The sequence below is a fragment of the Rhodococcus erythropolis NBRC 15567 genome (assembly GCF_001552595.1).
Classification (GTDB): Bacteria; Actinomycetota; Actinomycetes; order Mycobacteriales; family Mycobacteriaceae; genus Rhodococcus_F; species Rhodococcus_F erythropolis.
In genome coordinates this window covers 131,174-155,128 of record NZ_BCRM01000019.1, presented here as the reverse complement: position 1 = coordinate 155,128, position 23,955 = coordinate 131,174, and the positions used below count along the sequence as shown (strand labels likewise).

Here is a 23,955-nt window from a genome sequence, read left to right as displayed (position 1 = left end):
ACACACAAATCAACCAAACCCCAAGAGGCGGTTGATCATTCGCGGATGTGAAGTACCAAAAAATATTTGGCACTGACATTCATCGACACACTGTTGAGTTCTCAAAGAACACGCACACACCATCGCTTCAAACTGGTTGAAAGCTCCGGGGCAAGGGTTACAATCTTAGCGTGTTCGCTCGCAGGAAGCAAGTTCCCGTTGAGCGTGAATGTCTCCGACTTCGTCCAACCGCGTGTCCCCGGCCTCTCGGTCGGGGTTGGTGTCCGTGTCGCTCTGACTTGGACAAAGTTACGCGAATGAAAACTGAGCGTCAAACGTGCAGGTCGCAGGTGTTCGTCAGGTTAAATCCGCTGGTAGCCCGCCCGCAGGCGGGCCACCAACGGCCACAGGAGCCCCGCGAGACAACTGTGACCCCACACACGTCAGTTCGAAAGTATTTTCACGCCGGCGAAATTGCGCTTTCCGCGCCGGACGACCAACCAGCTGCCGTGAAGCAGATCGGATGCGGCGGGCTCCCAGTCGTCGGCCGACACCTTCTGGTTGTTCACCGAAGCGCCGCCTTCCTTCACTGCGCGTCGAGCAGCTCCCTTGCTCTCACACAAACCGCTCGTCACAAGCAGATCGATGATCGTGCGCGGCTCCCCCGGCGCCAATTCGCTGACAGATGCTTCCTTCAGCGCCGCGGCGAGCGTCGACTCGTCGAGTTCCGCCAATTCCGCCTTGCCGAACAACGCCTGGCTGGCGAGCTCGACGGCGCGAGTGTTGTGTTCTCCGTGAACCAAGGTCGTCATCTCCGCAGCCAATCGCTTCTGCGCTTCGCGCGCATGCGGACGCTCCGCCGTTGCCGTCTCGAGTTCCGCGAGTTCGTCTGCGGCCAGGAACGTGAACCAGCGCAGGTACTTGATCACGTCGGCGTCGCCGGTGTTCACGAAGTACTGGTACCACGCGTACGGGCTGGTCATCTCGGGGTCGAGCCACAGACTGCCGCCACCGGTCGACTTTCCGAACTTCTTCCCATCAGCCGAGGTCACCAGCGGAACGGTCATTGCGTGAACACTCTCGCCGTCGACACGACGGTTGAGTTCGACGCCCGCGATGATGTTGCCCCACTGATCGGACCCACCGACCTGCAGAGTGCAGCCGAGATCGCGTCGCAAGTGCAGGTAGTCGTTGGCTTGGAGCAGCATGTAGCTGAACTCGGTGTACGACATCCCGTCCGACTCGAGACGACGCTTCACGGTGTCACGCGCAAGCATGACGTTCACAGAGAAGTGTTTGCCGACATCACGCAGGAAGTCGATGGCCGACATCTTGCCGGTCCAGTTCATATTGTTCTCGATGACCGCACTCGTCGGTGAATCGTCGAAATCCACGAATCGTTCGAGCTGACCACGGATGCGACCTGCCCAGTCCGCGACAGTATCGGCGGAGTTCATCGTCCGTTCCCCGACGTCACGGGGATCACCGATCAGGCCTGTTGCACCGCCGGCAAGAACGATCGGACGGTTACCGGCACGCTGAAACCGCTTGAGCGCGAGGAGCGGAACCAGGTGACCTGCGTGCAGGCTCGGTCCGGTCGGGTCGAAGCCCGCATACAACGTGACCGGTCCGGCCTCGAGATCTTTACGCAAAGCGTCGAGATCAGTTGATTGGGCGATCAGCCCACGCCAGGTCAGTTCGTCGAGAATATTCTCAGTCACGGACTCGATCATCCCATCTTCACGAAATGACCGGCGCTCGCGGGCTTCGGCGGTACGCGGACACCGCTCGCGAGTCCGGAATCCAGAGGCGCCACGGGACCTCGGCCGCAGTACTGACCCCCACCCGCGGTCCACTGACCCATTCCTTCGACTCCCCCAATTCGAGCCGAACCCGCGAAGCAGGGTTGAACACGTCTGTTCCGTTGTCCGCCAACGTGATTGCAACGGAAGCGCCGAGATTACCTGGCCCTCTGGCCCATTGGTGAGATGGTCGATCCGGCGATCTCCGAGCCGACACCACATCGTGACCGGCCTCGATTTCGGCCGCTCGGAGCAGAACACCACCCGCGACACCATCCGGGCCGTACGAGATGTTCATACAAAAGTGCATTCCGTAGCTGCGGTAGACGTAGAGACGGCCCGCCCGCCCGAACATCACGCTGTTCCGCGGCGTTTGCCCCCGATACGAATGTGCTGCCGGATCTGGCCAGGGCCCGTCCTTCTCCCCTCCGTACGCCTCGACCTCGACAATCCTCAGCGAGATGTCGTCGACGATCAAGGTCGAGCCGAGAATTGTCAGGCCCGCTTCCAACGGGTTCTTCACATTTTCCAAGGTCTCGATACTCACCCTTCGATTGTGCCCACGCCGTTGACTCATCGGTCGGCCGAGTCGCATAATTCAACAAGTGATGAATTATTGAAATGAGGCGAACCGTGACCACCACGCCGGCAATAGACATCCGCGGACTACGAGTCATTCGCGGCAAGCACGAAGTTCTTCACTCACTCGACCTGCAGGTTTCGGCAGGATCGATCACCGGACTGCTCGGCCCGTCCGGCTGCGGCAAGACAACCCTGATGCGCGCGATAGTCGGAACCCAGATCGTCGAAAGTGGTGAGGTCAGAGTCCTGGGCGACCTCGCGGGGTCCGTTGCCCTTCGCCGCCGGGTCGGATACGTCACCCAATCCCCCAGCGTGTACGGCGACCTGACGGTCACTCGAAACGTCCAGTACTTCGGAGCTCTGTACGGCAAGTCCGGCGCAGACGTCGCAGCAGCGGTCGACGCCGTCGGATTGAGCCGATACGCCGACCGGACCGCCGCCGATCTGTCCGGAGGTCAACGCGGTCGAGTCTCGCTGGCATGCGCGTTGGTGGCATCACCTGATGTGTTGATCCTCGACGAACCGACCGTCGGTCTCGATCCGGTGCTTCGTGTCGAATTGTGGGAACGATTTGCCGACCTTGCTCGCAGCGGAACCACCCTGTTGGTCTCCAGCCACGTCATGGATGAGGCCGACCACTGCGCTGAACTGATCCTGATGCGAGACGGGCATCTCCTCGCTCAACTCACACCCGATGAATTGCGCGCCAAAACCAGATGTGAACGCCTCGAGGACGCCTTCCTCGAGCTGATTCGGACTTCACCCGTCGGAGGCGAAATATCATGAGCATCAGGATCTTCGGTGCTACGACCGTACGCATTCTGCTTCAGCTCCGCCAGGACCATCGCACGGTGGCCATGATCTTGTTGGTCCCGTCGTTGTTGATGATTTTGCTGTATTTCCTCTACCAAGACGTACCCACGCCGCCCGGCCAGGTTTCACTGTTCCAACGGGTGGCGATCACCATGCTGGGAATCTTGCCGTTTGTAGTCATGTTCCTGGTCACGTCCATCGCCATGCAGCGCGAACGCAGTTCAGGAACACTCGAACGCCTGCTCACCACACCGATGGGCAAACTCGATCTTCTGGCGGGATACGGCGCGGCATTTTCGCTCTCGGCCGCCGCTCAGGCAGCTCTCGCGTGCGCGGTTGCTTTCGGATTTCTCGGACTCACCATCGCCGGCAGTCTTGCCTGGGTCATCGTCATTGCAGTTCTCGGCGCAATACTCGGCGTTGCGCTCGGCCTGTTGGCCAGCGCATTCGCGAAGACCGAGTTCCAAGCGGTGCAGTTCATGCCGGTAGTTGTGGTCCCCCAACTGTTCCTCTGTGGACTCCTGGTGCCCCGCGATCAATTGCCGACCTGGCTCGAATGGATCAGCAACGTCCTCCCCTTGAGCTACGCCGTCGACGCACTTCAGCAAGTGTCGATGCATGCCGACGCGACGGGTCAGATGTGGCGTGATCTCGCCGTCATGGCGGGCTTCGCCGCCGCAGCACTCTCGCTGGCCGCGGCAACACTCGATCGCCGCACTCCATGACCGACAACGACACGGCGCCCGCACCGGCACCGATTCGTTCGGGGCGACGACCGGGCAAGTCGGAGACTCGCGCGCAGATCCTCGATTCGGCGCGACGGGCGTTCTCCCAGAACGGTTTTCGACGAACAACCGTTCGATCGATAGCTGCGGCCGCTGACGTCGATCCGGCCATGATTCATCATCATTTCGGAAGCAAGGAGCAGTTGTTCACCGCTGCGATCGCGCTACCGATCGATCCAGTCCAGGTATTGGGACCGGTTCACGCCTCTCCGACCGAAAATCTCGGCGAAAATCTACTCAGAGCAGTGATCGGGCTGTGGGAATCGGAACACCAGCCGGCGATTCTGGCGGCTTTTCGATCGGCGGTTTCCGGCGACGGATCGCAGCTGATCCAGAGCTTTCTGCTCGATGTCGTATTGCGCGACATCATTCCGCGGGTGGACACACCACCTGGTACCGGCTTGATCAGAGCGGAATTGGTGGCATCTCAGATGGCCGGACTGCTGGTCACGCGATATGTGCTCGGACTCGAACCACTCGCATCATTGAGCGTTGACGCTTTGGTACCGCTGGTGGCTCCGAACCTCCAGCGGTACCTGACCGGTGAATTACCGATCTAGCCTTCAGCCCGCGCGAGCAACTTCTCGTGCTCGTCGTCCGCCACATCGCGTGCCTCGTCGATCAACAGAACTGGAATGCCGTTCTCGATCGGGTATGCACGCCGCAGGCGCGGGTTGTAGAGCAACTCGTCCCCGACCAGCAACAGCGGGCCTTTGTCCTGGGGGCAGGCCAAAATGCTGAGCAACGTCGAATCAATAGCCACGTGAGTCCTCTCGAACCGATCAAACAGAATGTCCTCAGGCTACCGTGCTCCGGTGCCCACCCTCGTCGGCATCAACTGCGCGGCAATTGCCTTGGTCAGCCGCTTGTACGACCGCGTCTCGGAATCGAGGAACCAGGTCCGTGGTCCTGGCGCCGGCAATCCGGCGGCAGCTAACGCAGTGGAGCTCGGACGGTACGACGAACCCACCGGGATCTCGTCTACCACGTGCACGATATCCGGGCGCGCATCAAAAGCGATGCGCGAGAGAGCCTCCGCAAGCTCGGCGGAACGGAACTGCCGCCCCGGACGCCATGTCACGGCAGCGACCGCCAGCTGATGCGGCGCGTCACCGACGCCGTATGCGACGGCAAGATCCACCCGCGCCACACTCGACAACGCGTCGACGATCGGCTGGGTGAACACGGGACCGCGGAGCGTCGAAATGACCGTGTTCTTGTGATCGATCAGCCAGTAGTCGCCGTCGGCGTCCCGGCGGAAGAGATTCTCCGTGGGAATCCACGAATCACCCGCTTGGAAGAGTCCCCGCATGGCTCCGCCCGAGAGATCGGCAGTGAATCCCGCGCGCCCGAGTAGCAACCCGACTTCGTCTTCGGCGCACTCACGGACAAATCCGTTTCCATTTTCGAGGAGCCGACCACTCAGCGGGTCGTATGCCGCCAACCGCACCTGCGCGCTACCCGGCAACGGGCGGCCCTTGGAACCAACTTTGGAGCCCGCGACATTGGCAAGAATCACGTCACCTTCGGTCGACGCATAGAACTCGAGCACCTGCGCGGGGTCGAACGCCTCCGTGGTCCGCTTCCACAGCCCGTGAGGCATTCCCGAACCGATGAACAGTCGGACCGGATGGCTACCGTCGATGAGAAGAAGATCCTCGTCGAGGATCTCGCGCATCATCGACCACGTGTAACTCACGACGGTCACACCGTAGCGGTGGATTTCCTCGACGAATCGAGCCGGATTCAGTCCGCGTGAGAGCGCAATCCGTGAGCCACCGGCCATGGCGCCACCGATGGTCGCGAGCAGACTCGACGAATGATGGAGTGGTGCAAGGCAGTACACGGTGTCACCGCGATCGAGATCTGCCGCCGTGGCCGTTCCGAAGGCAGACAGTGCCCACCGGTAGTTGGTGATCTGCTTGGCTTCGAGCACACCGCCCGATTCCGCAAAGATGATGAATGCGAGTTCACGGGCGACGCCGGGATCCGGCCGGTACCAACCGGGCAGATTGACCTTCGTCGGATCGATTTGTTCGAGATCGATCACGTCGTGTGACGGATCCACCTCGAGTCCGCGAGCATCGCCGCCGCCGAGTACCAAGACCGGCCTACCGGTGACCACCGCAGCGTCGACGTTCTCCGGATCGGTGATGATCCGATCAACCGATCCCAGCTTGACCGCCGCCGAGATGTCGGACCCCGGCGGAAGCATGACGGCAACGGCACCAAGGCGCGACAGGGCCGCGATGGCCGCGAGCGCGCTGGGGCGGGTCTCCATCAGGACACCGACGTGCGCTGCCGGACGCACTCCCACGGAAATCAATCCACGCACGACATTGTCGATGCGGGCGTTGACCGCTTCATAGGTGTGCACACGATTGTCGAAGAGGAAGCACTCGCCGTTCGGCGCTTTTCGACGCTGCTCCGCGAGCAATTGACTCAGCGAGATCTTGGTGTGCGGCTGAATTTGGTTGAGTCGCGCCAGACGTGGCAACGCGCGTGCCGCTTCACCGGACAATTCGAAAGTCCCGCGCAACGCACCAGCTGCAAGGTCACTGATTCCCTTGGTGACTCCTGCACCTACTTCAGCGACCGAGGCGACGGTGTGGATGATCCGATTGCTGATCGACACACCGGTCTGGTCTTCGAGGTCGGCGCCGTAGACCATGTTCGCGATACGGTCCGGGAGGGGTCCACCCGTCTCGGTCCACTGCACGAATTCACCGGTGGTCGGCCAGGTGTGATTGGCCGCGGTGGAACCGACAACCAAACCGAAATGACCTGCGCGCAAAGTAGATTCGTAGACCTTGGCTCGCGGCGCCGCCTGGCTGATCCCACGGACCGCCTGAGGTTGACCGATGTCGTCGACCTCGCCGACGAATGCCAGGATGGGGCAGGTGATCTCGGCGAGCGAGACCAATTGATCCTTGATGACAAAACCACCGGTCATCATTCGGTTGTGCACGATGAACTGCTTGAGCAGTTCGGCAACCGCGGGCCCGGACCACGCGACCCAACCCTCGGTCGCGAGGAAGCGTCGCTGCTGCTCCCTCGGCAGCAAAGCCTCACGGTCGTGCAGTTGAAGCAGGAAGTCGACGCGCATCTTCAACGTCTTCACGGGATCGAGCAACTGGAACCCGGTGCGAGCCATCCACCCGGTGACCGCCAGGCGATTGAAGACGTGATCGGCGAGGAAATCCGCACCCTTGGTGGCCAGTCCGGCCGGGATACCGAAGGGCAACGCGGCGAGTGTGTCGACCGGACTGCCGAAGGTGATGACGCTGGCGATGTTTCGACTACGCCGATACGCGGCAGCTTGATAGGCGAACATGCCGCCCTGCGAATAGCCGGAGATGTGAACATCTTTACCGGTGTGACGGTGGATGTGGTCGATGATGTCGCTGAGAGCGATGATGTGATCGGCGAGATTGCGATCCCAACCGCCCTCTTCGGAGTCGGGCGAACCAAAATCGACTACCCAGGGGTCCAGGCCCATCTCGTGCAGAATTCCCACAGCACCCTGGTCGCGAGTCACGTCGTACACGTTCGCCGACATCATCATCGGCGGGATCAGCACGATCGGTGCACCGACGGTTTCCGGATCGCTGTCCGGGAAGTAGCGGCGAAGCCGGTACATCGCTGCGCGCTCGACGATCTCGAACGGCGACGTGGTCGCATCCGTTTCCAGCCCACCCAACCGGACGACCTCGAGGCCGTTTTGTGCTGTCGCAACCACCCGACGAATCGGGCCCAGCACAGACTTGGAATTCAATCCCACCATTTCACTCCCAAGTTACTCACCATGTGACGTCAGTCTCATTTTTCCCGCGCGCAACAAGCCTACTGACGACGAATACGCGTACGCGGTCAGGGAGCAAATTCTGCTCCCTGACCGCGTACGACCGAAGGACTACTGCCGAAAAGAGAGAGGAAACACTCGTGACCGCAAGGTCAGAGGGTCCATTCCCGCAGCGACTGGGCCACTGCTCGGACTCCGTCCAACTGTTCTGCTACCCGCACCCCCGCGGTGCCGCCTCGCGCATTACGCGAAGCGATGGAACCCTCGACTGTCAGCACCTCACGAACAGCGGGTGTCAGCGCGCTGTCGACGCCGGCCAGTTCCTCGTCCGTGAGATCTTCGAGTCCGACGCCTCGCGCTTCGGCGACACGCACACACGCTCCAGCAGCCTCGTGTGCAACCCGGAACGGCACGCCCTGGCGCACCATCCACTCCGCGATGTCGGTGGCCAACGTGAACCCTGCCGGAGCAAGTTCCGCCATACGCGCGGTGTGGAACTCGAGAGTCTGCACCAGGCCGGTGATGGCCGGGAGCAACATCTCCAGCTGCGCAACCGAGTCGAAGACCGGTTCCTTGTCCTCTTGCAGATCGCGGTTGTACGCCAGCGGCTGAGCCTTGAGCGTCGCCAGCAGGCCGGTGAGGTTACCGATCAAACGACCAGACTTACCGCGCGTGAGTTCCGAGACATCCGGATTCTTCTTCTGCGGCATGATCGACGAACCTGTCGACCACGCGTCGGCAAGCGTGATGTAGCCGAATTCCGGTGTGCTCCAGATGATGATCTCTTCCGCCATGCGTGAGAGATCGACACCGATCATCGCAAGCACGAACGCTGCCTCGGCCGCAAAATCACGCGAAGCGGTTGCGTCGATCGAGTTCTCGGCCGAGCTGTCGAACTTCAATTCCGCTGCAATGGCTTCGGGGTCGAGACCGAGCGAGGAACCGGCGAGTGCACCGGAACCGTACGGGGACACCGCAGCTCGCACGTCGAAGTCGCGAAGACGTTGCACGTCGCGCAACAGCGGATGCGCATGGGCGAGCAGGTGATGTGCCAACAAGACCGGTTGAGCAGCCTGCAGGTGCGTCTTGCCCGGCATCACGGCATCCGGGTGAGCCCCGGCCTGAGTCGCCAATGCGTCGACCACGTCGAGAACACCGGTGGAGATACGGCGAACCGCATCGCGAAGCCACATGCGGAACAGCGTGGCCACCTGGTCGTTTCGCGAACGACCAGCACGCAGGCGTCCGCCGACCTCAGGCCCGACACGCTCGATCAGACCGCGTTCGAGTGCGCCATGTACGTCCTCGTCCGAATCACTCGGTCCGAAGGCACCACTGGCAACATCTGCCGCCAGACGGTCGAGACCGTCGAGCATTGTCACGAGGTCGGCCTCGCTGAGCAGGCCTGCCTTGTTCAGCACACGTGCATGCGCCTGCGACGCCCGCACGTCGTACGGAGCGAGGACCCAGTCGAAGTGAGTCGACTTGCTCAGCGCCGCCATGGCAGCGGCCGGTCCGGACTCGAACCGTCCGCCCCACAGCGCGCCTTCGTTGGTGCCGTGTTTCTGAGCGTCTCCGTCACCGTGAGCCGTCATGGCTCAGAGTCCCAGATCGCGCTTCGCGGCGACCTTCGACGACAGACCGTGGATCTCGACGAAGCCCTTGGATGCGGACTGGTCGAAGCTGTCGCCCTCGTCGTACGTCGCGAGGTTGAAGTCGTAGAGCGACTCGGGGCTACGACGACCGTTGACGGTGATGGCTCCACCGTGCAGGAAGAGACGAATGTCGCCGGTGACGCGCTCCTGCGTCTTGTTGACGAACGTATCCAGTGCGTCCTTGAGCGGCGAGAACCAGAGGCCGTCGTAGACCAGCTCGGACCAACGCTGCTCCATCTGACGCTTGTAGCGACCGAGTTCGCGTTCGAGGGTGACGTGCTCGAGTTCCTGGTGCGCGGTGATGAGAACCATGGCTCCGGGAGCTTCGTAGATCTCACGGCTCTTGATGCCCACGAGACGGTCCTCGACGACGTCGAGGCGACCGACGCCCTGAGCGCCTGCGCGCTTGTTCAGTTCCTGGATGGCTTCGAGAACCGACACCGGGCGGCCGTCGATGGCAACCGGGCGACCCTTGTCGAAGCTGATGATGAGCTCGTCGGGCGCGTTCCAGTTGACCGTCGGGTCCTGGGTGTAGTCGTAGACGTCCTTCGTCGGTGCGTTCCACAGATCCTCGAGGAATCCGGTTTCGACGGCGCGGCCCCAGACGTTCTGGTCGATCGAGAACGGCGACTTCTTGGAGACGTTGATCGGGATGTTGTTCTCTTCGGCGAAGGCGATGGCCTTCTCGCGGGTCCAGGCGTAGTCGCGGACCGGTGCGATGACCTGAAGGTCGGGTGCGAGGGCGCCGAATCCGACCTCGAAGCGAACCTGGTCGTTGCCCTTACCGGTGCAACCGTGCGAGACGATGGTGCCGCCGTGCGAGCGTGCAGCTTCGACGATGTGCTTGACGATCAGCGGACGGCTGATGGCCGAGACCAGCGGGTAGCGGTCCATGTAGAGGGCGTTGGCCGCAATGGTCGGCAGGCAGTACTCGTCCGCGAACTCGTCGCGGGCGTCGACGACAACGGATTCGACTGCGCCGCAGTCGATCGCGCGCTGACGCACGACCTCCATGTCCTCGCCACCCTGCCCCAGATCGATGGCGACGGCGACAACTTCAGCGCCGGTCTCCTTACCGATCCAACTGATGGCAACAGAAGTGTCCAGCCCGCCCGAGTAGGCGAGTACGACGCGATCGGCCATGGTTTTTGTGCTCCTTCGGTTGAAAATCTCTATCAAAGAATAAGGGGTCAGGCGAGCGATTCGATCATGGCCGCGAGTTCCGCTCCGGAAAGCGGTTCTCGGGCCACCACGAAGATGGTGTCATCTCCGGCGATCGTTCCCACGATGTCGGGCATCGAGGACCGATCCAGTGCGCTCGCGAGGTAGTGCGCGGCTCCCGGCGGTGTCCGGAGAATCGCCATGTTGCCGCTGAAATCGGTGGAGACCAACAGCTCACCCAACAGCCGTGAGAGGCGGTCGGTACCGCCGGACACACCGCGTACCGGGTTCCCGTCCTCCGGCACCACGTAAACACCGGCGCCGCCGTCGGCGGCACGCAGTTTCACCGCTCCCAACTCTTCGAGGTCACGCGAGAGGGTGGCCTGCGTCGCTTCGATGCCCTCGGCACCGAGCAACGCCGCCAATTCCGTCTGACTTCGGACTGGGTGCGCCGCCAGCAGCGCGATGATGCGCGACTGGCGACCGGCCCGAGTGGGAGCGACGCTCACGCCTGGTCCAGTTGGGTTCGCTGTTCCAGCAGCCACACGAGCAACGCCTTCTGGGCGTGCAGACGGTTTTCCGCCTCGTCCCAGACGACGCTCTGGGGTCCGTCGAGAACCTCGTCGGTGACCTCTTCGCCGCGATGGGCCGGCAGGCAGTGCAGGACGACAGCCTTCGGATCTGCTTTGGCGAGCAGTTCCTTGTTGATCTGGAACGGACGGAAAGGTCCGACCCGATCGAGCCCGTCGTTCTCCTGACCCATCGAGGTCCAGGTATCGGTGACCAACGCGTCGGCACCGACGACGCCGGCCTGCGGGTCCTGCGTCAGCGTGATGGTCGCGCCGGTTTCCGCGGCGCGTGTGCGCGCTGCTGCTACTACCCAGTCCGCCGGTTCGAAGCCCGCGGGACTTGCGATGGTGACGTCGATGCCTGCGGTAACTCCGCCGAGCATCAGCGAGTGAGCCATGTTGTTGGCGCCGTCGCCCAGGTAGGTCAGCTTCAGTCCCTTGAGCTCACCCTTCTGCTCGATCAGCGTTTGCAGATCGGCCAGAACCTGACAGGGATGAAATTCGTCGGACAACGCATTGACGATGGGAATCGTTGCACCCGTTGCCATTTGCTCCAAGCGCTTCTGGCCGAACGTGCGCCACACGACGGCGTCGACATAGCGGGAGAGTACGCGTCCGGTGTCCGCCAACGTCTCTTCACGACCGAGTTGGGTACTGCGCCCGTCGACGACGACGGCGTGGCCGCCCATCTGCGCGATGCCCATCTCGAACGAGAAACGTGTACGCGTCGAGTTCTTCTCGAAGATGACGCCGACTCCGCGAGGACCCTCGAGTGGACGCCGAGCGAACGGGTCCTTCTTGAGAATCGCAGCGAGTTCCAGAACTTCGGCCTGCTGCGCCGGAGTCAGATCGTCGTCCCTGAGAAAGTGTTTCACCACGGTAGTCACTTCTCCCCCGGCTGGTCAGCCGATAGTGCACTGTCGAAGATGGCAGGTAGTGCTGCCACGAAGGTTTCGGCCTGCTCATCCGTGAGGATGAGCGGCGGCGCCAACCGGATCACTCCGGGTTGCGCTGCATTCACAAGGTACCCGGCTTCGCGCGCGGCATTTTCCACCGCCGGCGCGACGTCCTCGGTCAGCACGACACCCAGCAACAGTCCTGATCCCCGTACGTAGTCGACCAACGGATGGCCCAGATCTTCGATGCCCGCCGAGATCGATTTGCCCAAGCTGTCGGCGCGTGAGATCAGGTCTTCCGCTGCAATGGTTTTCAGCACGGCAAGCGCCGCCGCAGCGCACACCGGATTGCCACCGAACGTCGTACCGTGCTTGCCGGGTCCGAACAACTCTGCCGTTGCCCCGGTCGCGATGCAGGCGCCGATCGGCATTCCGCCGCCGAGTCCCTTCGCAAGAGTGATGACGTCCGGCACGATGCCGACTGCCTGATGTGCGTAGAACCAGCCGGTCCGGCCGATGCCGGTCTGAACTTCGTCGAGTACGAGCAGCGCACCACGTTCGGCGGTGATCCGCCGAGCCTCGACTAGGTATCCCTCGGGTGGCACCACGACGCCGCCCTCACCCATGATCGGTTCGAGGAATACAGCAGCGGTGTCGGAATCGACTGCCCGCTCCAGTGCCTCGACATCGCCGTACGGCACGAACTCGACACCGGCGGGCATCGGTTCGAACGGCGCCCGCTTGGCCGGCTGACCCGTCAGAGCGAGTGCCCCCATCGTGCGACCGTGGAAAGAGCCCTCGGCCGCGATGATCTTCTTCCGCCCAGTGGCGCGAGCGAGCTTGAAGGCAGCCTCGTTCGCCTCGGTACCGGAGTTGCAGAAGAACGCGCGCCCGGTGACGTTGCCGAGATGAGCGAGCAACTGCTCCGCCAACTCGACTACCGGCTCGCTGGCGTACAGGTTGGAAACATGGCCGAGTGTCGACAACTGAGTAGTGACGGCTTCGACGACGGCCGGATGTCCGTGTCCGAGGATGTTGACGGCGATTCCGGCAAGGAAGTCGACGTACTGCTTGCCGTCGGCGTCGGTGAGTACGGCGCCGTCACCGCGGACGAGAGCAACCCGGGGTACGCCGTAATTGTTCATCAGCGAAGCGGACCACCGTTGCTGCAGATCGATCGTGCTCATGAAGTAGCTCCCTGCTGGGGACCGGCGACCGAGGAGCCGGGCACGACCATCGTGCCGATTCCTTCACCGGTGAAAAGTTCGAGTAGGACTGAATGTTCGAGCCGGCCGTCGATCACGTGCGCCGACGGCACACCTCCGCGCACCGCGCGAAGGCAGGCCTCCATCTTTGGCACCATGCCGGCATCGAGACTCGGCAACAACTGGGCAAGGGCGTCGGTGTCGATTTCGGTGGCCAGCGAGGATCGGTCCGGCCAATCGGTGTACAGGCCTTCGACGTCGGTGAGGACAACGAGCTTCTCGGCACCGATCGCCTCGGCCAGTGCGGCAGCGGCGGTATCGGCGTTGATGTTGTGGACGACGCCGTCGGCGTCGGGCGCGATGGTCGAGACCACCGGAATGCGTCCTGCCGCAATGAGATCGAGTACCGCGTCTGGGTTCACGGTGGTGACGTCTCCGACCAGGCCGATGTCGGTCTGCTCCCCCTCGACCGCAACAGTGCGTCGAGTTGCGGTGAACAGGTGCGCATCTTCACCGGAGATACCGACCGCGTACGGACCGTGCGCGTTGATCAGGCCGACGAGTTCACGGCCCACCTGACCGAAGAGCACCATCCGCACGACGTCCATCACCTCGGGCGTCGTGACCCGGAAACCACCGCGGAACTCACCCTTCATGCCAAGGCGTGCCAGCATCGCGTTGATCTGCGGGCCGCCGCCGTGCACGACGACGGGGTGGATGCCGACAGTCCGCAGGAACGCCATGTCCGCGGCGAAGGCGGTCTTGAGTGTCTCGTCGATCATGGCGTTTCCGCCGTACTTGACCACGACCACCTTGTCTCGGAATCGCTGCAGCCACGGCAGCGCGTCGGCGAGGACATGCGCCTTCTGATGCTCGCTGATCACGGGATACGTCTCGGTCATGACGAGTACGCCGAGTTCTCTTCGACGTACGCGTGCGAGAGGTCCGTGGTGCGAATGCTCACGGACTCGTTGCCGATTCCCAGGTCGATGTCGAGTTCGATGTCGATCCCGCTCAGGTCCACCTCACGCGCTCCCGGAGCACCGACGCCGTCGATGCAGACGGGACTCCCGTTGAAGGACACACTGATTCGATCGGGATCGAGCTCGATGGGAGCGATACCCACTGCTGCGAGGACGCGGCCCCAGTTCGGATCGGATCCGAACAGTGCCGTCTTGACCAGGCTGTCGCGGGCGATGGTCCGAGCGCCGATCAACGCATCGGACTCGGACGCTGCGCCGCGCACCGTCACCTTGACCCGCTTGGTGACGCCCTCGGCGTCTGCCATCAACTGATCCGCGAGATCGTCGCACACTGCGAAGACCGCGGCGTTGAGTTCGTCCTGGGTCGGTGTGACACCGCTGGCGCCGGAGGCCAACAGGAGCACCGTGTCGTTGGTGGACGTGGCGCCGTCGACGTCGAGGCGATCGAAGCTCAGGTGGGTGGCGGCGCGCAGAGCGGTATCGAGCTGCTCGGCCGTTGCGACAGCATCGGTCGTGACGACGCACAGCATCGTCGCCAGTGCGGGCGCGAGCATGCCTGCACCCTTGGCCATTCCGCCGACGTTCCACTTGTTCGCGTGGTGCAGCGACGCCTGCTTCGGCACGGTATCGGTGGTCATGATCGCGTATGCCGCGTCAGTGCCGCCGGAGATTCCGCCGGCCAGTTCGTGCACTACCTCGGTGACACCGGGGATCAGCTTGTCCATGGGCAAGCGGTCACCGATCAGGCCGGTCGAACAGACGGCGACCTCGATCGCGCCCGTCTCGGTTCCCCAGTTGCTCAGTGCCGACGCAACTTCCTCGGCAGTCTTGTGCGCATCCTGGAATCCGCCCGCGCCGGTACACGCGTTTGCGCCGCCCGAGTTGAGCACGACCGCGCGCAGCTTGCCCGTCGTCAAAACCTGCTGAGACCACAGCACCGGAGCGGCCTTGACCTTGTTCAGGGTGAAGACGCCGGCAGCGGCCAGATCGGGTCCCTCGTTGAGCACCAATGCGAGGTCCGACTTGCCACTCTTCTTGATACCGGCAGCAATTCCGGCACCGCGGAATCCGGCAGGTGCGGTGACGCCCTGTGTGCGGAGCAGCCGTCCCCCGGCGACGTGAACCACGTCTGCAACGGTCGCGTCAGGCTCGGTTGCGTTCTCGATCTGCTGCGGATTGTCGGTGCTCACGGAGCTACTCCCACGGTAGAGAGACCTGCGGTCTCGGGTAGGCCAAGGGCGAGATTCATCGATTGCACCGCGCCACCGGCGGTGCCCTTGGTGAGATTGTCGATTGCCGAGATGACAACGAGCTGACCGGCGTCGGCGTCAACGGTGACCCCGATCTGCACGGCATTGGATCCGATCACGGCACCGGTCTGCGGGAAGACTCCGGCAGGCAGCACGTGGATGAACGGCTCGTCGTTGTATGCCTTTTCGTAGATTTCGCGCGCTTGCTCTTCGGTGGCCGTGGTGGCTGCCGTGCAGGTCGCGAGGATGCCGCGCGGCATGGGCGCGAGGACTGGAGTGAAAGAAACACTGATGTCCTTGCCGCCTGCGGCCGAAAGATTCTGAATGATCTCAGGGGTGTGGCGATGGACACCTCCGACACCGTATGCGCGGACGGAGCCCATGACCTCGGAACCCAGCAGATCGGCCTTCGGCGCCCGGCCGGCGCCCGAAGTGCCACTGACCGCAACCACGTTCACGTGCGACTCCACGATCCCCGCGGCAACGGCGGGGGCCAGCGCGAGGCTCGCTGCCGTCGGGTAGCAGCCCGGAACGGCAATGCGGGTTGCGCCTACCAATTTCTCACGGGCACCGGGCAATTCAGGAAGACCGTATGGCCAGGTACCGGCATGAGTGCTCTTGTAGTACTTCTCCCAGGCTGCGGGATCCTGCAGCCGGAAGTCCGCGCCGCAGTCGATGATGACCGTCGACTCGGGCAGCAACTTGGCGTACTGAGCCGAATTTCCGTGTGGGAGACCGAGGAAGACGACGTCGTGACCCGAGAGGATTTCGACAGTGGTCTCTTCGAGTACCCGCGAAGAGAGTGGGAGCAAGTGCGGATGATGCTCACCGAGCGTCGAACCGGCGTTACCACCGGCGGTCAGCGAACCGATCACCAGACTGCCGTCGGCGTAGGACGGGTGCCCGAGGAGCAGACGCAGAACCTCACCACCCGCGTACCCACTGGCGCCGGCAACGGCGACTCTGATCGGCTTGCGTGCGTTCTCGGTCGTACCACCTTCAGTCATGTCACACAGTATGCATCATTGTGCATCGGAATGCATAATTACTTACCCATGGATCGCCGGATCTCCTCGAGCTTGGCTTTTGCGGCCTTCTGGCGCTCGTCCCACTGCTCGTCGACGGACTTTCCGGCAGGACTCTCGTGTGCCAATTCGGCCGAACCTATGGAAGTACCGAAGCGCCCCTCTATCTTCTCCCGAACACGGTCGAAAGTGGGGACTCCCCCTTCGGTGTAGTCGGGTTCGGGAATTCTCGGGTCGGTCGCAAGTACCACCGGGACGTCGATGATCTCGTCGACCTCCACAACGGTGTCGGGCAGTTCGACTTCTTCGGCGTCGGTGATCGTGTTGTCGTCCTCTACACGGTGCGGCTCGAGGCTCGCGGCAGCGGTGTCCACCACGGAAAGAAGGACCGACAAGCTCGGACGACGCTCGACCACTGCGCGAACGACCGCGAGGAAGTCCTTGTCGTCGAGTGCACTGGCGGCCTCGACTACCTGGTGCACGGAACCATCGTGCTCGGACCCATCATGCTCGGACCCATCATGCTCGGGCCCATCATTTCGTGACACTGTCAGTCCCTTCTCGAAATGCCGACGGACAACTCCGATCCTTCCACGACTGTCTGCCGAAGGGGTCAGCGTGAGGCGAGGTAAGCGGCAAACGCGTCCTCGCTCGAATATGCGGGGACGTACCCGAACTGTTCCTTGAGCCGCCGATTGTCGAGAACGGGTCGGTACTGGAGAAATCCGACGCGCTCCGGACCGTGTTCCGTTACGCCCAATCGCCGTCCGACGCGTAGAACGCCTCGCAACAGCCATGCAGGAAGCGTCACCGTGCGCTTGCCCATCCGGGAAGCCAACTCGTCGACGGTCAACGCGCCGTCGCCCGCGACATTGAAGATGCCCACTTGGTTTCCGGTCACGGCCTCCGCAAAAGCGCCCGCGACATCGGTGTGCCAGACGAACACGAAGGGGCTGTCGCTCCCGGCAACCTTGAGCAGCTTGCGGCGATCGAACAACGCGGTGATCTGATTCTCGACGCTCTCACCCAAGATCGTGCCGATCCGGAAGACAACTTGTTCCAACTCCGGGTGTTCGACGCGATATTCGGCGAGCATCTCTTCGACCAGGCGTTTGTGGCGACTGTAAGTGAATTCGTCGTTGCCTCGGACAGGTACGTCCTCGGTGATCCACGGTGGGTTGTCGGAGTGGTAGCCGTACGCCGCTCCGGACGAAGACACGACGATCCGTCCAACCCCATGTTCGACGCAGGCCGCGAGCACGTTTCGTGTCCCGTCGACGTCGACGTGGTACTCCTGCTCTGCTGTCGTGTTCTTGCCGGGATTCACGATGGACGCAAGGTGGATCACGACGTTCGGTCGGTACTGACCGAACACCCGCCCCAATTCTGTGGGGTCGCAGACGTCCGCCCGAACGCAACGGATGCGATCGTCCGGCGTGTCCTTGACCGTGAGGTCGACACAGACGACGGTGATGCCCTGCGCGATCAGTGCGTCGATGACAGCGGTACCCAGGAACCCGTTCCCGCCCGTGACGAGTGCGACGGTCATGCCGGTACCGCCTTTCGGGCGCGTCGCTTGGACCAGATCGTCGCCAGAGCCAACCCGGCGATGATGTCCCAGATTCCCCACCAGCCGGCCACGACGGCCATGCCACCGAGCCCGTCGAAGAACGTGAACACCAGGCCAAGCCCCAGTCCGGCATTGCGGATGCCGACCTCGAAAGAGACGGCGCGACGGCTGTATTCGTTCAACCCGGTGACGGCGCCGCAGAAGTATCCCAGTGCGAGGGCAACCGTGTCGTGCAGGAAGACCGCAAGCAGTACCACCCCGATGTAGTCGACGAAGTACGACGCATTCCCTGACACCCCCGCGACGATGAAGATCAACAACGCCACCAACGAACCGTTTTTCACCCACGGCTGCGCTTTCGCGGCGATCTCCGGGAACTTTTGTGCCGCCCAGATGCCGAGAACGAACGGCACACCGATGATCAGGGCGATTTGCGCGACCATCTCGAGCGCATTCAGGTTCACGGACTGCAACAGAGCGTCGGTCTCCGGGCGTCGGCTCCCCCAGAACGCGAGATTGAGCGGCATGAGGAAGATCGCGAAGACGTTCGACACCGCCGTCATGGACACCGAGAGTGCGACGTCGCCGCCCGCCCGGTGAGTCAGGACATTCGAGATATTGCCCGGCGGGCAGCACGCCACCAGGATCATGCCGAGCGCTACCGAGGGAGCGGGCGAGAGAATCAGCGTCAGCAGAAAAGTCACTGCCGGCAGCAGCAGGAACTGGGCAGCGATACCCACCGCCATCGCCTTGGGTTTGGTGAGCGCACGACGGAAGTCGTCGACCGAGGTGTCGAGGGCGATCCCCAGCATGATCGCGGCCAGCACCACGTTGAGGATCATCAACGATCCCGGGTTGAAGTTGAGCACCACGTCATCGATCGGCATCACTGACCTCCCTTCGTCAGAGCGGCATCGAGCAGTCCGATGTGCCGTCTGATCGCCGATCGGTAGGCGTCCTTGTTCACGTAGTAGGCCATTCGTCCCAGCTTCAGGTACTTGTATCCCCCGGACAGATCGGGAGGAGGGCCGGCCGCCGCTGCCGAGAATTCGCGCGCCGCGGCGGGGGCTTCGGTGCGTGCGGTGATCAATTTGGCTACCAACTCGGCCTGCTCGTAACGGCCCTGCCACCCGAGACCGGATGCTTCGACCATGCCGAGAACAAAGAGATTGTCGTGGCGGCGACTCGCGACGTTGAGGAACAGGTCCGGGGCAGCACCCGACCAATCCAGGTCCTCGCGCGCGATGAAGGGATAGTCGAGGTGATACCCCGTGGCGCAGAGAACGAGGTCGTAGTCGGCAGACGATCCGTCGACAAACCGCACCGTCTTCCCCTCGAACCGGTCGACGTCAGCGCGCACGTGCACGTCACCGTGCCCGATGTGGTGCAGGATCAACGAGTTCACGACCGGATGCGATTCGTAGATCTTGTAGTCCGGTGCCGGAAATCCGAACCGCACCGGATCTCCCGTGAACTGCTTGAGTACCAAGGCGTCGACGCGTTGTTTGATCCACGGCGGCAACGGCTTTCCCTGATTCAACGTGTCCGAGGGTCGCCCGAACAGATACTTGGGGACGAAGTAGTAGCCTCGCCGAACGCTCAAATCGACGCACTCGGCCTGGTGGACGGCATCGACGGCGATGTCGCATCCACTGTTGCCCGCTCCGATGACCAGCACTCTCTTTCCGCGGAAGATCTCGGCACTGCGGTACTCGCTCGTGTGCATCAACGTGCCGGTGAAGTCGCCCCGGAACGTCGGTATGTTCGGCTTCGACAGCGTTCCGTTCGCGATGATCACGCCTCGATACCGCGCGACTGAAGTCTCACCGCTGCGACTACGCGTGGTGACCTGCCACAGCGAATCGACCGGCGAAACGTCGATGACGGTAGTGCCGAAGGCAAAGTGCCTGCGAAGATCGTGGGTATCGGCGTAGTCGCGGAAATACTCGGCAAGTTCGACGTGGCTCGGGTAGTCGGCAACCGAATCCGCCATCGGGAACTCCGCGAATGCGGTGGTGCCCTTCGACGAAATGAGGTGCGCCGACTCGTAGACGGTGCTGTGCGGGTTGTCGATGTCCCAGAGCCCACCGACGTCGTCGTGGCTCTCGAAGCCGTCGAACGCTATGCCGGCTCGATCGAGGTTTCGCGCGCCGGCCAATCCAGACGGACCCGCTCCGATCAGCGCGTACTTGCCCTCTGTGCTCATGGGTCGAGCGTCGCAGATAGTTCGAATCTTGCGGCAATGTGCAGGATAATGACGTTATGAGCGCACTCGATGCCGACAACGATCGCGGGATAGATGAAATCGATCTGAGGATAATCAATGCGCTGCAGCTCGCACCGCGATCGAAGTGGCTTTCGTTGGCCGGCCCACTCGAACTCGACGCCGCGACTCTCGCCCGGCGTTGGAATCGACTGTCCGAATCGTCGTTGGCCTGGGTCACGGTTACTCCGGGGCCACAGGTGCTGGGCACCATCGTCACAGCGATCATCGAAATCGATTGCTCACCAGAACTTCTCGACACCGTCGCGGCACGTCTCACCGTCTTGGCCCACGCCGTGACCATCGAAGTACCAACAGGTAGAGCCGATCTGCTCGTCACAGCCGGTACTGCGGACTTGGCGTCGATGTCGCGCTTCATCTCGGAAGAGATCGCAACGATCGACGGCGTACTCGCGACACGAACCTCGATCATCACACGCTGGTTCACCGAAGGTGGGCGATGGAGACTCAATGCGCTGGCACCGTCCGAGAAGGGTGTGCTGACCACCAGCGAAAACCGTACTGCCGTGCGCGCTCGGTCGACCGGCATTTCCGAACAGGATCGCAAGGTTCTCACGATCCTCGCCTACGACGGGCGCACTCCCATGAAGGAGTTGGCCGACGCGATCGGTGTCAGTCCGGCTGCGTGCAAACGCCAGATCGACCGGCTCACGTCTTCGGGGTTGGTGGCGCTGCGGTGTGAATTTGCCCGGCCGCTGGCCGGGCTTCCCGTGCTCGCCACACTGTGGTGCCGCGTCGAACCCGAACTTCTCGATACTGCGGGCCGATTACTGAGCCGAGCGCCGGAAGTCCGAAACTGTTTCGCGGTGGTGGGCGCCGACAATCTGGTGGTTCAGTTGTGGCTGCATTCTCCTGCAGAACTCGATGCATTCGAAATTCGTCTGCGCAAGGAGATTTCGGGGCTTTACGTCACCGAACGATCCATCGTGCTGCACCTGCGCAAACTGCTCGGTCACGTACTCGATCAGGACGGGCGCAGAACCTCGACTATCGCCCCGGATGTGTGGTTGCCGAGCCGCACCGATTCACCGGAAAACCGATAACACAACAGAGCCCACGACCACCGGGAGTGGACGTGGGCTCTGTGATCAGTTGAGTAGATCAGCCGCGCATCTGCGCACCGACTGCCTTGGAGGCAGCCTCGACCGCGGCATCGCGAGCCGCGCTTGCCTCGTCCTCGGTCAGTGTCCGGTCGACACCACGGAATCGCAACGCGAACGCGAGCGACTTGCGGCCTTCACCGACCTGCTCGCCCTCGAAGACGTCGAAGAGGCGAATGTCTTCGAGAAGTTCGCCGCCGCCGGAACGCAGAGCTTCCTGGACCTTCGCCGCAGGAATATCGCGATCGACAACAACCGCCACGTCCTGGAGCACTGCGGGGAAGGGCGAAATGCGCGGCGCCGGCAGGTTCTCGACCAACGGCAAAGCGTCGAGGTCGATCTCCAGTGCACAAGTGCGCGCAGGCAATCCCGCACGCTCGAGAACAGCCGGATGCAGTTCGCCCGCATGACCGACTACGTTGCCGTCAACGACAACCTCGGCGCAACGGCCGGGATGCCACGGCAGGTACTGCGCCGCACGCAGTTCCACCTCGACGCCTGCTGCAGCTGCAATGACCCGCACTGCTGCAAAAGTGTCCGAAGCCTCGGCCTGACGGCCAGGACCCCAGGGGCCGCTCGGCTCACGCAAACCACTCAACACTGCAGCGATGTGCACGGGCTGAGCCGGCAACGACGCGATCAGGTTCGCGATCTGCTCGTCCGTCGGGCGACGATCCACCGGCAATGCATCCACCGGCTTGGTATCGGGGCCCGGCAGGACAACCTGCGCGATGCCGTACAGCGAAAGATCACGCTGACCGCGAGAAGCGTTGCGAGCCAGGATCTCCAGCAGACCCGGGAGCAGCGTGGTCGCCAACTCCGGACGATCGGCTTCGAGCGGGTTGAGGACCTTGCTGGTGTTGCGGCGCGGATCATCCGCGTCGAGGCCCCAGACGTCGAAGACGTTGGTGGGCAGGAAGACCGGAGGAAGTACCTCGACGTAACCGGCGTGAGCCACGGCCTTCGACACCGTGCGCTTACGCCGCTGCGACGGAGTCAATCCGCGTCCGGCCGGAGCGGCGGGAAGCACCGACGGGATCTGCTCGAGACCTTCGAGGCGAAGAACTTCCTCGACGAGGTCCGCAGGCTGCACCAGGTCCGGACGCCACGACGGCGGCGTCGCGACCAACTGGCCGTGTCCCTCTTCGCTGACGCCGACCTCGACGTTGCAGCCAACCTGGGTGAGGCGGCGAGCTGCGGTGCCGTTGGGGTACGTGACTCCGGCGACACGATCGGGCAGGTCGATATCCATGCGAATGGCAGCGCGAGGGGCAACATCGCCCACGTCGGTCAGGACCGGCTCGATCCGTCCGCCGGCAATCTCGACCAGCAGAGCGGCTGCGCGGTCGACGGCCGCGAGCGGAATCGCCGGATCGACGACGCGCTCGAAACGCTTGCTCGCCTCACTCGGCAGCTTGTGCCGGCGCGCCGTCTTGAAGACTGCGAGCGGATCCCAAGTAGCTCCTTCGAGGAGGATGTCCGTCGTTGCCGTTCCCACCTCGGTGGTTGCGCCGCCCATGACGGCAGCCAGCGAGATGACTCCGGAATCGTCGGCGATGACAACGTCTTCGGGATCGAGCGTGCGTTCGACGTCGTCGAGCGTCGTCAGCTTCTCCCCCGCCTTGGCGCGACGGACCACCAGGTCGCCCTGCACCGAGGTCGCATCGAACGCGTGCAGAGGTTGGCCGAGTTCGAGCATCACGTAGTTGGTGACGTCGACGGCCGGCGAGATCGGGCGAACACCCGAGAGCAGAAGTCGACGCTGCAGCCACCACGGGCTCACTGCCTGCGGATCGATACCCGTGATCTTCCGCATCACGAAACGCGAAGCCTTGGACTCCGGTTCGAGGCGCACCGGCCAGGCTTCACCCTCAGCCGGGTGCGCGGGAACCGAAGCGGGATCGGCGTATTCGAGATCGAAGCCGCACGCGAGCTCTCGCGTAAGACCACGGACCGAGAAGCAGTAGCCACGGTCCGGGGTGATGTTCAGTTCGATGATCGTGTCACCGAGACCGAGCAACTCGTTGCCGTCGGCGCCGGGTTCGGCGGTACCAGGCTCGAGCACCAAGATGCCCGAATGGTCTTTGCCGATACCGAGTTCCGAGACGGAGCAGATCATGCCGTCGGACACCTGGCCGTACGTCTTGCGAGTGGCGATTTCGAATCCGCCGGGCAGCACCGTGCCGGGCAGCGCAACGACAACGAGGTCACCCTCGTTGAAATTGCGTGCGCCACAGACGATGCCGCGAGGCTCGGGTTCGCCGACCTCGACCTGGCAGAAGCGGATCGGCTTCTTGAACTCGGTCAGTTCGGTGATGGAGACGACCTTGCCGACGACCAACGGGCCGTCGATCGCCTCGAGTGTGTCGAGTTCCTCGACTTCGAGTCCCACCCGGACGAACCCGGCGTCCAGCTCTTCCGGGGTCACCTCCCAGTCCGGAGTTGCCCGCTGCAGGATCTCGGTCAGCCAGGATTGCGCTACTCGCACGTCTGC

At 62.9% G+C, this 23,955-nt stretch carries 21 protein-coding genes; 4 read left to right on the top strand and 17 right to left on the bottom strand.

Going from position 1 to position 23,955, the window contains the following annotated elements; translation table 11 throughout:
• Window positions 1-422: 422 nt before the first annotated feature.
• Window positions 423-1,700, bottom strand: coding sequence for a tyrosine--tRNA ligase (tyrS, locus tag RE4_RS22240; RefSeq protein WP_060939361.1), 1,278 nt, complete (start codon window positions 1,698-1,700; stop codon window positions 423-425).
• A gap of 19 nt (window positions 1,701-1,719) precedes the next feature.
• Entirely contained in the window at window positions 1,720-2,328 is a 609-nt protein-coding gene (locus RE4_RS22235; protein WP_020969717.1) for a DNA-3-methyladenine glycosylase, read from the bottom strand.
• A gap of 86 nt (window positions 2,329-2,414) precedes the next feature.
• On the opposite strand from RE4_RS22235, the gene RE4_RS22230 reads away from it, so the two are divergent.
• From RE4_RS22230 to RE4_RS22220, 3 genes are read left to right on the top strand one after another with little or no spacing between them, the layout of a single operon-like run.
• A complete protein-coding gene (locus tag RE4_RS22230; RefSeq protein ID WP_020969718.1) occupies window positions 2,415-3,149 on the top strand; it encodes an ABC transporter ATP-binding protein in 735 nt (244 codons plus the stop codon).
• A complete protein-coding gene (locus RE4_RS22225; RefSeq protein WP_003944033.1) occupies window positions 3,146-3,901 on the top strand; it encodes an ABC transporter permease in 756 nt (251 codons plus the stop codon). The genes RE4_RS22230 and RE4_RS22225 overlap by 4 nt, the downstream gene beginning before the upstream one ends.
• Window positions 3,898-4,521 (top strand): TetR/AcrR family transcriptional regulator, encoded by a 624-nt coding sequence (locus tag RE4_RS22220; RefSeq protein ID WP_047888968.1) that lies wholly within the window; start codon window positions 3,898-3,900, stop codon window positions 4,519-4,521. The genes RE4_RS22225 and RE4_RS22220 overlap by 4 nt, the downstream gene beginning before the upstream one ends.
• Here RE4_RS22220 and RE4_RS22215 read toward each other — a convergent pair.
• From RE4_RS22215 to RE4_RS22150, 14 genes are all read right to left on the bottom strand, one after another.
• Window positions 4,518-4,724, bottom strand: coding sequence for a Trm112 family protein (locus RE4_RS22215; RefSeq protein WP_003944045.1), 207 nt, complete (start codon window positions 4,722-4,724; stop codon window positions 4,518-4,520). The two genes, RE4_RS22220 and RE4_RS22215, sit on opposite strands and share 4 nt — an antisense overlap.
• Window positions 4,725-4,763: 39 nt before the next feature.
• Entirely contained in the window at window positions 4,764-7,745 is a 2,982-nt protein-coding gene (locus tag RE4_RS22210) for an acyl-CoA synthetase (RefSeq protein WP_060939357.1), read from the bottom strand.
• Between the two features lie 170 nt (window positions 7,746-7,915).
• The gene (gene argH / locus RE4_RS22205) at window positions 7,916-9,358 is read right to left on the bottom strand and encodes an argininosuccinate lyase (RefSeq protein WP_020907874.1); all 1,443 of its coding nucleotides are present in this window, start codon (window positions 9,356-9,358) and stop codon (window positions 7,916-7,918) included.
• 3 nt (window positions 9,359-9,361) lie between these two features.
• On the bottom strand, window positions 9,362-10,561 hold the full coding sequence (locus RE4_RS22200) for an argininosuccinate synthase (protein WP_007736221.1): 1,200 nt from the start codon (window positions 10,559-10,561) through the stop codon (window positions 9,362-9,364).
• Window positions 10,562-10,608: 47 nt separating this feature from the next.
• A complete protein-coding gene (locus RE4_RS22195) occupies window positions 10,609-11,088 on the bottom strand; it encodes an arginine repressor (RefSeq protein WP_020907875.1) in 480 nt (159 codons plus the stop codon).
• Window positions 11,085-12,035: an ornithine carbamoyltransferase gene (gene argF / locus RE4_RS22190; RefSeq protein ID WP_019748605.1), complete on the bottom strand. Its 951-nt coding sequence runs from the start codon at window positions 12,033-12,035 to the stop codon at window positions 11,085-11,087. The genes RE4_RS22195 and argF overlap by 4 nt, the downstream gene beginning before the upstream one ends.
• Window positions 12,032-13,231, bottom strand: a complete 1,200-nt coding sequence (locus tag RE4_RS22185) for an acetylornithine transaminase (RefSeq protein ID WP_020969719.1) — start codon at window positions 13,229-13,231, stop codon at window positions 12,032-12,034. The genes argF and RE4_RS22185 overlap by 4 nt, the downstream gene beginning before the upstream one ends.
• Complete coding sequence (gene argB / locus RE4_RS22180; RefSeq protein ID WP_019748607.1) at window positions 13,228-14,151, bottom strand: acetylglutamate kinase; 924 nt, start codon at window positions 14,149-14,151, stop codon at window positions 13,228-13,230. Before argB ends, RE4_RS22185 begins: the two co-directional genes overlap by 4 nt.
• Entirely contained in the window at window positions 14,148-15,359 is a 1,212-nt protein-coding gene (gene argJ, locus RE4_RS22175) for a bifunctional glutamate N-acetyltransferase/amino-acid acetyltransferase ArgJ (RefSeq protein WP_020907877.1), read from the bottom strand. The genes argB and argJ overlap by 4 nt, the downstream gene beginning before the upstream one ends.
• Before the next feature lie 59 nt (window positions 15,360-15,418).
• Complete coding sequence (gene argC / locus RE4_RS22170) at window positions 15,419-16,489, bottom strand: N-acetyl-gamma-glutamyl-phosphate reductase (protein ID WP_046378619.1); 1,071 nt, start codon at window positions 16,487-16,489, stop codon at window positions 15,419-15,421.
• Between the two features lie 38 nt (window positions 16,490-16,527).
• A complete protein-coding gene (locus RE4_RS22165; protein WP_021344370.1) occupies window positions 16,528-16,989 on the bottom strand; it encodes a hypothetical protein in 462 nt (153 codons plus the stop codon).
• Window positions 16,990-17,120: 131 nt separating this feature from the next.
• Window positions 17,121-18,056: an SDR family oxidoreductase gene (locus tag RE4_RS22160; protein WP_060939356.1), complete on the bottom strand. Its 936-nt coding sequence runs from the start codon at window positions 18,054-18,056 to the stop codon at window positions 17,121-17,123.
• Window positions 18,053-18,964 (bottom strand): bile acid:sodium symporter family protein, encoded by a 912-nt coding sequence (locus RE4_RS22155; protein WP_041815009.1) that lies wholly within the window; start codon window positions 18,962-18,964, stop codon window positions 18,053-18,055. Before RE4_RS22155 ends, RE4_RS22160 begins: the two co-directional genes overlap by 4 nt.
• A complete protein-coding gene (locus RE4_RS22150) occupies window positions 18,964-20,283 on the bottom strand; it encodes a flavin-containing monooxygenase (RefSeq protein ID WP_060939355.1) in 1,320 nt (439 codons plus the stop codon). Before RE4_RS22150 ends, RE4_RS22155 begins: the two co-directional genes overlap by 1 nt.
• 56 nt (window positions 20,284-20,339) lie before the next feature.
• Here RE4_RS22150 and RE4_RS22145 point away from each other — a divergent pair, with 56 nt between their 5' ends.
• On the top strand, window positions 20,340-21,404 hold the full coding sequence (locus tag RE4_RS22145; RefSeq protein WP_060939354.1) for an Lrp/AsnC family transcriptional regulator: 1,065 nt from the start codon (window positions 20,340-20,342) through the stop codon (window positions 21,402-21,404).
• Window positions 21,405-21,462: 58 nt separating this feature from the next.
• Here the strand turns inward: RE4_RS22145 and pheT are convergent, their stop codons facing one another.
• Window positions 21,463-23,949 carry a phenylalanine--tRNA ligase subunit beta gene (gene pheT / locus RE4_RS22140; protein WP_060939353.1) on the bottom strand — a complete coding sequence of 829 codons (2,487 nt, stop codon included), beginning with the start codon at window positions 23,947-23,949 and terminating at the stop codon, window positions 21,463-21,465.
• Window positions 23,950-23,955: the final 6 nt, after the last annotated feature.